This window comes from Streptomyces sp. Je 1-4 4N24, assembly GCF_026239515.1.
Taxonomy (GTDB): Bacteria; Actinomycetota; Actinomycetes; order Streptomycetales; family Streptomycetaceae; genus Streptomyces; species Streptomyces nigrescens.
In genome coordinates this window covers 6,636,211-6,650,015 of sequence record NZ_CP110836.1, presented here as the reverse complement: position 1 = coordinate 6,650,015, position 13,805 = coordinate 6,636,211, and the positions used below count along the sequence as shown (strand labels likewise).

Sequence of the window (13,805 nt, the reverse complement as noted above, 5' to 3'; positions counted from 1 at the left end):
TGCGGAAGGCGGAGGGACGGGCGGACGTAGAGCAACGCTACCCCGCGAGGTCGCGCGCCACTCGGTCATCCCGGACACTTGAACCACCGAAACTACCTGATAGTAGCCCTTTCTCCTCGATACTCGGCTGCGTACGGTGCCCCTATGACCAAGCCTGTGAAAGCCGTCACACCACATCACGGCGCCTCCCCCGTCCGCCAGGACCCGGAATCGCTCGACGAGCTGCGCGGCGACTGCGCGCGGATGCCGGACCGCTGGAAAGCCGGCCGGGAGTCCGCGCCGGCGCCGGGGCGCGCCGCCGATCTGCACGGGATCAAGGTCCCCTCCTCCTCCGCCGCGCTCGTGGACGGCATGTCCGAATACGGCGACTGAGCCCCGCCCGGCGGCGGCCGCGGCGCGTCCGGGGAACCGTGCACGCCCCCGCTCCGTCCCATCGGCGTCCACCTCATGGAGGATGGCACGTCAGATGTTCAGCGGAGCTGAAGGAGCGATGCGGTGAACACCGAGGACAGCACCGACACCCCGAACCCCAAGGAGCGCAGGCGGCGCACCCGGCTGGTGGTCGCCTCGATGGCTGCCGCGGTGCTGCTGGCCGGGGGCGGCGCGGCGTACTGGGCCTCGTCCGCGTCCAGCGGTGAGGGCTCCGGAGCGGGCTCCGCGGGCGACCCGCCGCCGCTCGCGCTCGACGGCTACACCGGCGGCGGCTCGATCGCGGCCGGTGAGCCCAATCCGCAGGGTTCGAAGTACCGCGCGGTGAAGAAGCTGCCCGGCGGTCCGGCGTCCGCGCCGGTGTACCGCCCCAAGGGCGAGATCAGCCGCCAGTCGGTGGAACGGCTGACCAAGGCGCTGGATGTGTCCGGAAAGGTCCGCTCGGAGGGCACCAGCTGGAAGGTCGGCGGGACGCAGGACGCCCGTGGCCCCGTGCTGCAGGTGAGCAAGACCGGCTCGGGCGCGTGGACGTACTCGCCGTACGGCACCCCGGGCGGCACGAACTGTGCGCTGCCCGCCTCCCCCAAGGGCGAGAAGGGCCAGGACGGGCCCGGCGGCGGTACGCCGTCGAACCGGCCCGGCTGTCCGTCGTACCGCGGCGGCGGGGACGTCACGACCGAGGACGACAGCAGCGGCAAGGGCGCGGTGTCGCCGGAGAAGGCCAAGCAGGCGGTGCAGCCGGTGCTGACGGCGCTCGGCCAGAAGAACGCCCGGCTCGACGCGGGCGGGCTGTCCGGCGCGGTCCGGATCGTCACCGCGAATCCGGTGCTCGGCGGGCTGCCGACGTACGGCTGGCAGAGCGATCTGCAGGTCGGCTCGGACGGTCAGGTGGTCGGCGGCAGCGGCCAGTTGGCGAACCCGGTCAAGGGCGCGGAGTATCCGGTGCTGAGCGCCGACAAGACGCTGGACCGGCTGAATTCGGGCGAGGGCCGCAAACCGGCCGGCTGCCCCTCGACGCCCGGCGGGAAGAGCGACGAGAACGGCAAGGGCGGTAAGGACGGCGGGATCGCGCCGTGCGAGCCGGACCCGACGAAGGGGCAGAAGCCGGCCGAGGTGACCGGCGCGGTCTTCGGGCTCTCCGTGCAGTACGTGGACGGCGGGCAGGCGCTGGTGCCGTCGTGGCTGTACACGGTGCGCCAGCCGGGCGCCGGCAGCGGGGGCCCGGACGCCACCTCGACGGTGGCGCACCCGGCGGTGAACCCGAAGTACCTGGCCCACAAGGACGGCGACGACGCGTCGCAGCGCCCGGGGCAGTCGCCCCACAAGCCGTCCGGGAAGCCCGGGGCGATGGCTCTGGAGTCGTACGACGTGGGCGACGGCGGCAGGAAGCTGACCGTGCACTTCTGGGGCGGCGTGTGCAGCACCTACTCCGTGAGTGCGGAGGAGTCGGCCACGACGGTGAAGACGAAGGTCGTCGGCAAGGACAAGAACCCCGGCCAGGTCTGCGTGAAGATCGCCAAGGAGTTCACCAAGACCGTGACGCTGGAGAAGCCGCTGGACGGCCGGAAGGTGGTCGATGTGTCGACCGGTAAGTCCGTGCCGAAGCAGTAACGGGCCCGCGGAAGCCGCCGGGCCGGGCCCGGCGGCGGAGACGGAGACAGCGAAAGCGGCGCTCCCCACTCGGGGGGCGCCGCTTTCGTGCGTACTGCCCGTGACCCTTAGCTGAAGGAGTCGCCGCAGGCGCAGGAGCCGGTGGCGTTCGGGTTGTCGATCGTGAAGCCCTGCTTCTCGATGGTGTCGACGAAGTCGATGGAGGCACCGCCCAGGTAGGGGGCGCTCATCCGGTCGGTGACGACCTTGACGCCGTCGAAGTCCTTGACGACATCGCCGTCGAGCGAGCGCTCGTCGAAGAAGAGCTGGTAGCGCAGTCCGGAGCAGCCGCCGGGCTGAACGGCCACCCGCAGCGCGAGGTCGTCCCGGCCTTCCTGCTCCAGAAGGCTCTTGACCTTCGACGCGGCCGCGTCGGACAGGATGATGCCGTCGCTGACGGTGGTCTCGTCCTGAACGCTCATCTAGATCTCTCCCGGGTTGTACGGACCGCTTGTCATCGGTTGCAACCAGCTGCAACCGGGGACGTCCCGGATAAATTCCGGCTGGGCGCAATTCGTCGAGAAGCCTTCCGGACACCGCCGGGGGCAGCCTCTCCTGTCGTTCTCTCCTCATGCTCGCACACCGGCCGCCGGGAACAGGTGGCCGACCGCACACGGCGGGGTGCTGATGCGTCACATCGACACTATGGCCATCGTCAAAGTGACGTGAAGCAGCTATGATAGATAGCGTCAAGTAGACGAGAAGGCCCTGCAGAGAAGAGAGGGTGCGTGTTGTGACCACCGCCCAGCCCCTGGATGTCCAGCCGACCCCGCTGGCCCTGCTCCTCCTCGGCCGCGAGGCCGACCCGAAGAGCGAGCGCGGTGTGGAGTGCCCCGGTGATCTGCCGGCCCCGTCGGACCCCGACCTCGTCGAGCGCGCCCGCGCGGCCAAGGCGAAGCTCGGGGACAAGGTCTTCGTCCTCGGGCACCACTACCAGCGCGACGAGGTCATCGAGTTCGCCGATGTGACCGGCGACTCCTTCAAGCTCGCGCGGGACGCCGCCGCCCGGCCGGACGCCGAGTACATCGTCTTCTGCGGTGTCCACTTCATGGCGGAGTCCGCCGACATCCTCACCGGCAACGACCAGCAGGTCATCCTCCCCGACCTGGCCGCCGGCTGCTCGATGGCCGACATGGCCACCGCCGAGCAGGTCGCCGAGTGCTGGGACGTGCTCACCGAGGCCGGCATCGCCGCACAGGTCGTGCCGGTCTCGTACATGAACTCCTCGGCCGACATCAAGGCCTTCACGGGCAAGCACGGCGGCACGATCTGTACGTCCTCCAACGCCAAGCGCGCGCTGGACTGGGCCTTCGAGCAGGGTGAGAAGGTCCTGTTCCTGCCCGACCAGCACCTGGGCCGCAACACCGCCGTCCGCGACATGGGCATGTCCCTGGACGACTGCGTGGTCTACAACCCGCACAAGCCGAACGGCGGGCTGACCGCCGAGGAGCTGCGGGCCGCCAAGATGATCCTGTGGCGCGGCCACTGCTCGGTGCACGGCCGCTTCTCGCTGGACTCGGTGAACGACGTGCGGGCGCGCATCCCCGACGTCAACGTCCTCGTCCACCCCGAGTGCAAGAACGAGGTCGTGGCGGCGGCGGACTACGTCGGCTCGACGGAGTACATCATCAAGGCCCTGGAGGCCGCCCCGCGCGGCTCGAAGTGGGCCATCGGCACCGAGCTGAACCTGGTCCGGCGGCTGGCGAACCGTTTCGCCGCGGAGGACAAGGAGATCGTCTTCCTCGACAAGACGGTCTGCTTCTGCTCGACGATGAACCGGATCGACCTCCCCCACCTGGTGTGGGCGCTGGAGTCGCTGGCCGCCGGCAAGGTCGTCAACCGCATCGAGGTCGACAAGGAGACGGAGAGCTTCGCGAAGCTGGCGCTCGAGCGGATGCTGGCGTTGCCGTAGCCCACGATTTCGGCTTTCCCGCCGTAGTGGCCTCTCGCCGTTGCGGCTCCGCTGCGCGGGGCATGGGCTCGGGTGATGCTTGCAAGTTCCCCGCCGTTGCCGCTCCGCTGCGCGGGGCATGGGCTCGGGTGATGCTTGCAAGTTCCCCGCCGTTGCGCCTGCGGCGGGCGGGTGGGTGTCGGGTGCGGTGACGGGCCGGAGGGGCCTGGTGTGTGGACTGCTTCGCTTTACGTCCACACACCAGGCCCCTCCGGCCCGTCACCTCCCGTGGGAGGAGTCAGTGACGGTGAGTGGGGGCTTGCGCCGGACCGGCTGCGGTGCGCCTGCCCGTCCGTTTCTGGTCAGGCCTCCAGGGTCCAGCGGACCTTGTCGCCGCCCTTGATCGCGGTGTGGCAGGGACCGGCCGTGATCTTCTTCTCGTTCACGTACGCGTTCCACTTTTTCTTGTCGTCCGCGGCATCGCCATGGATCGAAGTGACGACGAAGTCCTGTTTCGCGGCATCCCAGCGCGCCTGCACTCCGCCGAGTCCGTATTGCTCATCGGCGTCTACCAGGGCGGTGAGCGGTGTGGCGGAGAGGCCGTCGGCGGCGCAGTAGAAGCCGCCGAAGACGGTGCGCGGGCCCGTGATGACGAGTCCCACGCTGGCGGTGTAGGGGCCGCCGGTGACGCCGACGCGGACCCGGACGTCGCCTGCGGACGCGGTGGCGGGCGGCGCGGCCGCGAGGGCGAGGGCCAGGGCGAGCCCGGCAGCGGTTACGGGGGCGGCCCCGCGGGCCAGGACGGACGGCACGCTCGCTCACCTTTCGTCGGTTCGGCAGCACACGCCACGAAACCAGTACTCCTGGTGATCGGCGAGAGGTGCACCGCCGAATGCGTACGCCGCGCCGCCCGGAGGTGCCCAAGGCTGGGCGCGCAGTTCGGCCGTCCCGGTGCGCACGGGGCGGTCACAGGGACACGGTCTGCCCGGCTTCGGTGACCGTGATGCGGTAGCGGTCCCGTGGGGGGCTGCCCTCGGCGGTCCAGGTGCGGTAGGCGGTTTCCACCTCGTCCCACAGGCGGCGGGGGCCGTGCTGTTCGGTCTCGTAGGTGTGGTGGCCGGGGACGTATTCGACGGTGGCCCAGGAGGTGCGGGCGTCGTCGAAGAGCCAGTACGTGGCTTCGTCGCTGCCGTCGTCGGCGGGGCACAGCAGCGGCCAGGCGTCGCGTAGCCGGAGGCCGACGGCGAAGCGGGCGTCCGGGTTCTCGTCCAGTACGCGGGGGTCGAGGGTGGTCGTCGCGCGGTCGCCCTCCTCGCCGTGGTACCAGTCGCGGATGCGGCCGTAGGAGCGGCGCTGCTGGCGGGCCCACATGAAGGCGGGGCGGCCGGAGAAGCGGCCGGTGGCCCGTCCGTCGCGGACGGTCAGGGTGGCGAAAGAGTAGGAGTGGAACGAGGAGCCCCATGGGGCGAGGATCGTGCCGCCCGGGGCGGTCTGTGCCACCCAGGCGTACGGGATGTCGCGGACCGTGCAGGTGGCGATGGTCCGGTCGTAGGGCGCTCGCTCGGGTACCCCGGCCAGGCCGTCGCCGCACACCAGATGCGGGTGCAGACCGGCTCGTGCCAGATTGCCCCGGGCGATGTCGTGGAGGGCCTTGTCGGTCTCGATGGTGGTCGTACGGTCCTCGCCGAGCCGGTGGGCCAGCCAGGCGGCGTGATAGCCGGTGCCGGTGCCGATCTCCAATACGGCGTCGCCGTCCCGGACGATCGCGGCCATGGCCAGCATGAGGGAGGGCATGGACGTCGAGCACGTGGGAAAGGCGACCTGGCCCTCCTCGGCCCGGCCGTCGTTGTGCTGGGTGATCAGCGGGAGGTCGGCATAGACCATCCGCCGCCACTCCGCCTCGTCCGCGGAGCGGGAGACGGTGCGCTCGCCCACCTCGAAGGTGTCCGGCACGAAATGCGCGCGGTCGACCGCGGCGACGGTCGGCGCCCATTCCGGCGTCAACGCGCCCTTGTTGCGGAGGATTTCCACCAGCCGGCCCGGCGAGGACATGACGCTCCCCCTACTTCTTCGGCGGGTCGGTCACCGGCTTGGTCCACTGGCCGTCGGATTCCTTCGGGCTCTGCTGCCGGTCACCCTCCTCGCCGCCCTTGCCGTCACCGTGCTTTCCCATTGCGGTCCCCCTTCGTCGGTGATGTGAGTGGAATGGGGCGGCGGGCCGCCCCGTTTCGGGATGCCCGGCACGATGCCCCCGCAAGCACATGCTTGCGGGGGCATCGTTTCTTCATGGGGAGATCTCCGGGGTCCCGCCGGTCGGGCCGGGGTCAGACGCCAGCCGGCTCCGGTGTGGGGTCGGTCTCCTTGGCCTGCGGGCCGGTCGGGCCGGACCGCTTCGCGGCCTTCTTCTTCGCCCGGCGCTCCTTGCGGAGCTCGATCATCGCGTAGAGCGTCGGGACGAGGAGGAGGGTGAGGAGGGTGGAGGTGATCAGACCGCCGATCACGACCACGGCGAGCGGCTGGGAGATGAAGCCGCCGTCGCCGGTGATGGACAGGGCCATCGGCAGCAGCGCCATGATCGTGGCCAGCGCCGTCATGAGGATCGGGCGGAGGCGGTGGCGGCCGCCCTCGATGACCGCCTCCACGACACCGTAACCCTGCGCGCGGTACTGGTTGATCAGGTCGATCAGCACGATGGCGTTGGTGACCACGATGCCGATCAGCATCAGCATGCCGATCATCGCCGGGACGCCCAGCGGGGTGCCGGTGGCGACCAGCAGGCCGATCGCGCCGGTTGCCGCGAAGGGGATCGAGACGAGCAGGATCAGCGGCTGGATCAGGGACCGGAAGGTGCCCACCAGCAGCATGAAGACGATGGCGATGGCCGCCAGCATCGCCAGGCCGAGCGAGGAGAACGCGTCGGTCTGGTCCTGGGAGACGCCGCCGATCTCCGCGGTGGCGCCGTCCGGCAGCTTCAGATCGTTGATCTTGCTCTGCAGGGCGGTGCTGACCTCGCCGGTGTTGTCGCCGGTCGGCTTGGCGGTGATGGTCGCCGAGCGGGCGCCGTCGATCCGGGTCATCTGGACCGGGCCGGGGACGGTCCGCACGGTGGCGAGGGTGCCGAGCTTGACCGGGCCCGCCGGGGTCGGGAGGGCGAGGTTCTTCAACTCGGCCTCGGTGGTGGCCGGATGGGCCGACTTGATCACGATGTCGCGCTCGGTGTCGTCCAGGACGGCGGTACCGCTGGTGGTGCCGCGGACCGCCTGGGCGACCGCGCCGCCGAGGGTGGTCTGGTTGAAACCGGCCGCGGCCGCCTTGGCGTTGGGCTTCACGGAGATCCGCGGCACGCTCTGCGAGAGGTCGCTCTGGACGTCGGTGACGTCGTCGAGCCCGGCGACGGTCTTGCGGACCTGCTCGCCGGCCTTCTTCAGCACCTCACCGTCGGCGGCCTTGACGACCACGCTCAGGTCCTGGTTGCCGAAGCCGCCGCCGCCCGCGGTCACGGTGGTCTCGCCGATGGACGTGCCGAGATTGTCGAGGCCGTCCCTCAGGTCGGAGGTGACCTTGTCGGAGTCCGCGGCGTCGGTCAGCTTGAGCTGGTAAGAGGCCTGGTTGGCGCCGGTGCCGCCGCCGAAGGCCGCCATGAAGCCGGAGGAGCCGACGGTGACCTGGTAGTCGGCGATGTCGTCGTTGGCGGCGAGCAGCTTCTCGACCTTCTTGGCCTGCTTTTCGGCCGCGCCCAGGCTGGTGCCCGGCTTGAGCTCCTGCTTGACGGTGAGGGTGCCCTGGTCGCCCTGGTCGAGGAAGTTGGTCTTCAGGAGCGGACCCATGCCGAAGGTGCCGAGGAGGATGACGACGGCGATGACCACGCTGGTGACCCGGCGGCGGGTCGCAAAGCGCAGGACCGGGACGTAGAGGCGCTGCAGCGGGCTGCGGGCCTCCTTCTCCTCGGCCTTGCGGCGGAGTTCCTCGGGGTCGCTGCCCTCGGGGATCTCGGGGGCGCGCAGGAACCAGAAGGAGAGCACCGGCACGACCGTCAGGGAGACGATCAGGGAGGCGAGCAGGGCGACGGTGACCGTCAGCGAGAAGGAGCCGAAGAGGGCGCCGACCATGCCGCCGACGACACCGATCGGGAGGAAGACCGCGACCGTGGTGAGGGTGGAGGAGGTGATCGCTCCGGAGACCTCACGGACGGCGGAGAGGATGGCCTCGCGGCGCTCCTCGCCGTAGCCGAGATGCCGCTTGATGTTCTCCAGGACGACGATGGAGTCGTCGACGACGCGGCCGATCGCGATGGTCAGCGCGCCGAGGGTGAGCATGTTGAGGGAGAGGTCCCCGGTCCACAGCACGATCAGGGTGATGACGACCGAGAGCGGGATGGAGACCGCGGTGACGAGGGTCGAGCGGAGGCTGAGCAGGAAGACCAGGATGACGATGACGGCCATGGCCAGGCCCAACAGGCCCTCGGTGGTCAGCGATTCGATCGACTTGGAGACCGCCGGGCCCTGGTCGGAGACGACCGTGACACCGGTGCCCTTGCCCAGGTCCTGACGGATCTCGGGGAGCTGGTCCTTGACCGCGTCGGATATCTCGACCGCGCTGCCGTCCTGGTCCATCGTCACCATGACGGCGAGGCTGGGCTTGCCGTTGGTGCGGGTGAGGGAGGTCGGGGTGGCCGACTCCTCCTTGACGGTGGCGACATCGCCGAGCCGGACCGGTTCGGCCGCCTGACCGGCGCCCGCACCCGGGCCGGCGCCCGCACCCGGGCCGGCGCCCGCACCCGGGCCGGCGCCCGTACCGGCACTCTCGCCTCCGCCTGCCGCGGACGGCGCGATCCGCAGGTCCTTGATCTGCCGTACGGAGGTGAAGCCCGCGCCGACCTGGACGGTCTTGCTCTGCCCGCCCTCGGCGAACGAACCGGCGGGCACCGAGGTGCCGCCGGCCTCCAGCGCCTGGCCGAGCGACTGGGAGTTCAGTCCGGCGGCGGCGAGCTTCTTGTCGTCGGGGGTGACCGCGACGATCCGGTCCTGGACGCCGTCCACCGTGACCTGGCTGACGCCGTCGATGTTCTTCAGGTCCGGTACGACGCTGCGGTCGAGCTGGTCGGCGAGCGTCTGCTGGTCCTTGCCCGGGGAGGAGACGGCGAGGACGACGGTGGGGATGTCGTCCGTCGAACCGTTCACCACCTGTGGGTCGACGTCCTTGGGCAGCTTCGCGCGGGCGCGGTTCACGGCCTGCTGGACATCGGCGACCAGACGCTTGGAGTCATTGCCGTAGTCGAACTGCGCCATGATGACGCCCGAGCCCTCGCTGGACGTCGAGGTGACGGTCTTGACGCCGTCGACCGCCTGGATGCCGTCCTCGAGCGGCTCGATCACCTGCTTCTCGACGACCTCGGGCGAGGCGCCCTGATACGGCGCCAGAACGGACACCATCGGGAGCTCGATGGACGGCAGGAGCTGCTGCTTCAACTGGGGGATCGCGATGGCGCCGAAGGCGATCGCCACGATCGACATCAGCGCTATCAGGCCCCGTTGTACGAGGCTGAGTCGGGACAGCCAGGACATGGGTGGGGTCTCTCTTCTGTTCTACAAGGCCGGCGGGACCGTTCTCGGGCCCACCTACACCTTCGGCCATGCCCTGGCCGGATTTCCTCGCTCGCAAGTCGGTTTCCGGTCGGAAGCCGTACCGCGTTCGGAGTAGAGGCCGCCCCACCCTCACTGCACCCGTGGGCGTACGAGTCCCGACTCGTACGCGATGACCACCAGCTGGGACCGGTCGCGGGCGCGCAGTTTGGCCATCGCGCGGTTGACATGTGTCTTGACGGTGAGCGGGCTGACCGCGAGCTGCTCGGCGATCTCGTCGTTGGACAGGCCGCCGGCCACCAGGGTCAGCACCTCACGCTCCCGGCCGGTCAGCGTCGCCAGCCGCTCGGCGCCCCGGCCGCCGGGACCGCCGTCGGCCGCACTGCCGCCCTGCGCGAGGAACTTGGCGATCAGCCCCTTGGTGGCGACGGGCGAGAGCAGCGCCTCACCGGCCGCCGCGATCCGGATCGCGTTCAGCATCTCGTCCGGCTCGGCCCCCTTGCCGAGGAAGCCGCTGGCGCCGTTCCGCAGCGACTGCACCACATAGTCGTCGACCTCGAAGGTCGTCAGGATGACCACCCGGACGTCGGTGAGCTCCGGGTCCTCGCTGATCAGACGGGTGCCCGCCAGACCGTCCACACCGGGCATCCGGATGTCCATCAGCACGACATCGGGCCGCTCCGCCCGGGTCAGCTCGTACGCCTGGGCCCCGTCGGAGGCCTCCCCCACCACCCGCATGTCCGGTTCGGAGTCGACGAGTACCCGGAAGGCACTGCGCAGCAGCGCCTGGTCGTCGACGAGCAGCACCTTGATCGTCACAATGTCTCCCCCGTACGGACGGTCTGCAGTGGAAGGGTCACCCGCACCTGGAAGCCGCCGGCCGCGCGCGGGCCGGTCACGACCGTGCCGCGCAGCGCGAAGACCCGCTCCCGCATCCCGATCAGGCCGTGGCCGCCGCCGCTGTCCTCCGGCCCGCCGGGCGCGCCCGGCTCCACGGGCGCCCGGTCGCCGCCCTTCTGCCGCGGGACGCCGGCCCGGCCCGCGCCGTCGTCCAGGACGGTCACGGTCAGCGTGGTGTCGGAGTGGCCGATCCGTACCGTGGCCCGGGCCCCCTCGCCGGCGTGCTTGTGGACGTTGGTCAGCGCTTCCTGGACCACACGGTAGGCGGTGAGGTCGACGGAGGCGGGCAGCGGCCGGGGCGCCTGCGGGAGCTCCAGATCGACCGGGATGCCGGCCCGGACGAACCCGTCGACGAGCTGGTCGAGCACGCCGAGGCCCGGTGCGGGCTCGGTCGGCGCCTTGGGGTCGTCGGACTGCCGCAACAGGCCGACGGTGGCGCGGAGTTCCTCCAGCGCCGAGCGGGAGGCCTCCCGGACGTGTGCCAGCGCCTGCTTGGCCTGGTCGGGACGGTTGTCCATGACGTGCGAGGCGACCCCGGCCTGGACGTTGACCAGCGCGATGTGGTGGGCGACGACATCGTGCAGCTCACGGGCGATCCGCATCCGCTCCTCGGCGACCCGGCGCCGGGCCTCCTCCTCGCGGGTGCGCTCGGCCCGTTCGGCGCGCTCCCGGATGGCGGCCACAAAGGCACGGCGGCTGCGGACCGCGTCACCGGCCGCGGCGGCCATGCCCGTCCAGGCGAAGATGCCGAGGTTCTCCTGCGCGTACCAGGGGCGGGGCCCGTAGAGCATCGCGGCGGCGGTCAGGGCGACGACCGTCAGCGCGCCGACCCGCCAGGTGGTGGGCCGGTCGGTGCGCGAGGCCAGGCTGTAGAGGGCGATCACGGCGGAGGCGGCCACCGGGGCGCGCGGGTCGCTGGAGCGGGCGAGCAGCTCGACGATGGTGAGCGCGCCGGTGACCGCGAGGACCGTACGGGGCAGCCGGCGGCGCAGGATCAAGGCGGCACAGGCCAGCGCGGCCAGCACCACGGTCGTCGCGGACGGCTCGTGCCCGACGAACCGCGGGCCGTGCGGACCGTGCGGACCGACCACCGCGCCGAGCAGGACGCATGCGAAGACGGCCCCGGCCAGGACGGCGTCGAAGGCGAGCGGATGCGTCCGGTGCCACTGGAAGCGGCCGGCGCGGGGCGCGTCCGGGCGGGGGTCGAGGAGGCTCACAAGAGCAAACGGTAGCGCCCCGGTCCCTCACGGGGCCGGGGCGCTGTGCGCTGGAGTGGAGTGTCCGGGCCGGGAACGGCCGGGGTTCAGCCCGGGATGAGGCCGTCGTCGCTGAGCATCTCCCGGACCTCACCAAGGGTCGCTTCCGGGGACGGCAGGATGAGTTCGGACGGTTCCAGAGCGTCGTCGGGAAGCGGCGTGCCCATACGGCGCACCGCGTCCAGCAGGGCACCGAGAGTCCGCCGGAAGCCTTCCACGTCGCCGCTCTCCATCTCTTCGAGCAGCTCATCGTCCAGCTTGTTGAGCTCGGTGAAGTGGGCGTCATCCAGCTTCACCTGGCCCTCCCCCATGATCCGTACGATCACGACGGTCTCCCTTGGTCCGGTCCCGACGATCTCTGCGAGGCTAACCGCCGCCGACCGTCACTGCTTGTCGAAACGCGGCGGGTCCTGCTGCGGCGAGGACTGCGCCGCACCGTTCTGACCGCTCTCGATGGCCTGCTGGCCGGCCGCCGAGCCGCCCGAGAGCTCGGCCTTCATCCGCTGCAGCTCCAGCTCGACGTCGCTGCCGCCGGAGAGCCGGTCCAGCTCGGCGGTGATGTCGTCCTTCGCCATACCGGACGGGTCGTCCAGCGCACCGGAGGCCATCAGCTCATCGATGGCACCGGCGCGGGCCTGCAGCTGCGCGGTCTTGTCCTCCGCGCGCTGGATGGCCATGCCGACATCGCCCATCTCCTCGGAGATGCCGGAGAACGCCTCGCCGATCCGGGTCTGCGCCTGGGCAGCCGTGTAGGTGGCCTTGATCGTCTCCTTCTTCGTACGGAAGGCGTCGACCTTGGCCTGCAGCCGCTGCGACGCGAGCGTGAGCTTCTCCTCCTCACCCTGCAGCGTCTGGTGCTGCGCCTCCAGGTCCGTGACCTGCTGCTGCAGCGCGCTGCGCCGGGTCAGCGCCTCACGGGCCAGGTCCTCGCGGCCGAGCGCCAGCGCCTTGCGGCCCTGGTCCTCCAGCTTGGCGGACTGGCCCTGGAGCTGGTTGAGCTGCAGCTCCAGGCGCTTGCGGGAGGTCGCCACGTCGGCAACGCCGCGGCGTACCTTCTGAAGCAGCTCCAGCTGCTTCTGGTACGAGTAGTCGAGGGTTTCGCGCGGGTCTTCGGCCCGGTCCAGGGCCTTGTTGGCCTTCGCGCGGAAGATCATCCCCATCCGCTTCATGACACCATCGCTCATGGGCCTCGCGCGCCCCCTTCTGGCCGAGTCACCTCGGGCTTAGGCTCCAGCACATCTACAGACCCCACAGTACGGGCCCTGGTTCCATTACCGCACTGTTCGCGCCCGGATGCGCTCCTCCTCCAGGACGATCGCGGGGCGTATCTTCTCCCGCGCAAGGAGTAGGGAGAGTCCGGACAATCGGCACGATGTCCGCTCTGTCCCGGTCGGAAAGGGCTTCTGTCCTGATAAGGCACCGGTACGAAGGCGCGCCGTTGCCGGATCGTGCCCCGTCGGAACGTGGCTCACCCGCGGCGAGCACGTACCCTTGGGTGTTGTGTTCCGAAGCCGTTCGAAGGATGAGCAGGCCGCGACCGCCAAGGTGACCGCGGACCAGCCCCAGCAGCCCCGCGATCCGCAGGCCCCCAAGGGCCGCCCTACGCCCAAGCGCAGCGATGCCCAGTCGCAGCGCCGCTCCCGTGCGCATACGCCCACCAACCGCAAGGACGCGGCGAAGGCCCAGCGTGAGGCGCGCCGCGCCGACATGGCCCGCCAGCGCGAGGCGATGGCCAGCGGCGACGAGCGGTATCTGCCGGCGCGTGACAAGGGACCGGTGCGCCGGTTCGCGCGCGACTACGTCGACTCCCGCTGGGCCGTCGCCGAGTTCTTCCTGCCGATGGCCGTGGTGATCCTGGTGCTCACCATGATCCGGGTGCCGTCGATCCAGAGCATCGCGCTGCTGCTGTGGCTCGTGATCATTGTGCTGATCGTGCTCGACTCAGTCCTGATCTGGTTCCGGCTGGGCAAGCTGCTCCAGGAGCGCTTCCCGAACGAGAACCTCAAGGGCGTGAAGGCGTACGCGGTGATGCGGACGCTGCAGATGCGGCGGCTGCGGCTGCCGAAGCCGCAGGTGAAGCGGGGCGAGAAGCCGTAG

At 70.6% G+C, this 13,805-nt stretch carries 12 protein-coding genes; 4 read left to right on the top strand and 8 right to left on the bottom strand.

What is annotated here, in order from left to right; genetic code table 11:
• Positions 1-144 precede the first annotated feature (144 nt).
• Positions 145-372 carry a hypothetical protein gene (locus SLV14N_RS28995; protein WP_208684887.1) on the top strand — a complete coding sequence of 76 codons (228 nt, stop codon included), beginning with the start codon at positions 145-147 and terminating at the stop codon, positions 370-372.
• Positions 373-495: 123 nt separating this feature from the next.
• Positions 496-2,040 (top strand): hypothetical protein, encoded by a 1,545-nt coding sequence (locus tag SLV14N_RS28990; protein ID WP_263271703.1) that lies wholly within the window; start codon positions 496-498, stop codon positions 2,038-2,040.
• A 107-nt stretch (positions 2,041-2,147) separates the two neighbouring features.
• Here the strand turns inward: SLV14N_RS28990 and erpA are convergent, their stop codons facing one another.
• Entirely contained in the window at positions 2,148-2,501 is a 354-nt protein-coding gene (gene erpA, locus SLV14N_RS28985) for an iron-sulfur cluster insertion protein ErpA (protein WP_006606077.1), read from the bottom strand.
• Positions 2,502-2,803: 302 nt separating this feature from the next.
• On the opposite strand from erpA, the gene nadA reads away from it, so the two are divergent.
• Positions 2,804-3,991 (top strand): quinolinate synthase NadA, encoded by a 1,188-nt coding sequence (gene nadA / locus SLV14N_RS28980; RefSeq protein ID WP_208684883.1) that lies wholly within the window; start codon positions 2,804-2,806, stop codon positions 3,989-3,991.
• 341 nt (positions 3,992-4,332) lie between these two features.
• Here nadA and SLV14N_RS28975 read toward each other — a convergent pair whose 3' ends face one another.
• The 7 genes from SLV14N_RS28975 to SLV14N_RS28945 all read right to left on the bottom strand — a co-directional run bounded on the left by SLV14N_RS28975 (position 4,333) and on the right by SLV14N_RS28945 (position 12,877).
• Positions 4,333-4,782, bottom strand: coding sequence for a DUF4430 domain-containing protein (locus SLV14N_RS28975; protein WP_127150464.1), 450 nt, complete (start codon positions 4,780-4,782; stop codon positions 4,333-4,335).
• A 154-nt stretch (positions 4,783-4,936) separates the two neighbouring features.
• Complete coding sequence (locus SLV14N_RS28970; RefSeq protein WP_208684880.1) at positions 4,937-6,022, bottom strand: methyltransferase domain-containing protein; 1,086 nt, start codon at positions 6,020-6,022, stop codon at positions 4,937-4,939.
• A 272-nt stretch (positions 6,023-6,294) separates the two neighbouring features.
• The gene (locus SLV14N_RS28965; RefSeq protein ID WP_263271697.1) at positions 6,295-9,534 is read right to left on the bottom strand and encodes an efflux RND transporter permease subunit; all 3,240 of its coding nucleotides are present in this window, start codon (positions 9,532-9,534) and stop codon (positions 6,295-6,297) included.
• A gap of 150 nt (positions 9,535-9,684) precedes the next feature.
• Entirely contained in the window at positions 9,685-10,371 is a 687-nt protein-coding gene (locus tag SLV14N_RS28960; protein WP_208684876.1) for a response regulator transcription factor, read from the bottom strand.
• Positions 10,368-11,669 carry a sensor histidine kinase gene (locus SLV14N_RS28955; RefSeq protein ID WP_208684874.1) on the bottom strand — a complete coding sequence of 434 codons (1,302 nt, stop codon included), beginning with the start codon at positions 11,667-11,669 and terminating at the stop codon, positions 10,368-10,370. Before SLV14N_RS28955 ends, SLV14N_RS28960 begins: the two co-directional genes overlap by 4 nt.
• A gap of 86 nt (positions 11,670-11,755) precedes the next feature.
• Complete coding sequence (locus SLV14N_RS28950; protein WP_208684872.1) at positions 11,756-12,034, bottom strand: hypothetical protein; 279 nt, start codon at positions 12,032-12,034, stop codon at positions 11,756-11,758.
• Positions 12,035-12,091: 57 nt separating this feature from the next.
• Positions 12,092-12,877, bottom strand: coding sequence for a PspA/IM30 family protein (locus SLV14N_RS28945; RefSeq protein WP_272578551.1), 786 nt, complete (start codon positions 12,875-12,877; stop codon positions 12,092-12,094).
• A gap of 331 nt (positions 12,878-13,208) precedes the next feature.
• On the opposite strand from SLV14N_RS28945, the gene SLV14N_RS28940 reads away from it, so the two are divergent.
• Positions 13,209-13,805 carry a DUF3043 domain-containing protein gene (locus tag SLV14N_RS28940; RefSeq protein ID WP_208684868.1) on the top strand — a complete coding sequence of 199 codons (597 nt, stop codon included), beginning with the start codon at positions 13,209-13,211 and terminating at the stop codon, positions 13,803-13,805.

Bases quoted from the DNA above. Each gene is read 5' to 3' on its own strand.
- SLV14N_RS28995 (WP_208684887.1), top strand. From the start codon at position 145: ATGACCAAGCCTGTGAAAGCCGTCACACCACATCACGGCGCCTCCCCC.
- SLV14N_RS28965 (WP_263271697.1), bottom strand. From the start codon at position 9,534: ATGTCCTGGCTGTCCCGACTCAGCCTCGTACAACGGGGCCTGATAGCG.
- SLV14N_RS28970 (WP_208684880.1), bottom strand. From the start codon at position 6,022: ATGTCCTCGCCGGGCCGGCTGGTGGAAATCCTCCGCAACAAGGGCGCG.
- SLV14N_RS28945 (WP_272578551.1), bottom strand. From the start codon at position 12,877: ATGAAGCGGATGGGGATGATCTTCCGCGCGAAGGCCAACAAGGCCCTG.
- erpA (WP_006606077.1), bottom strand. From the start codon at position 2,501: ATGAGCGTTCAGGACGAGACCACCGTCAGCGACGGCATCATCCTGTCC.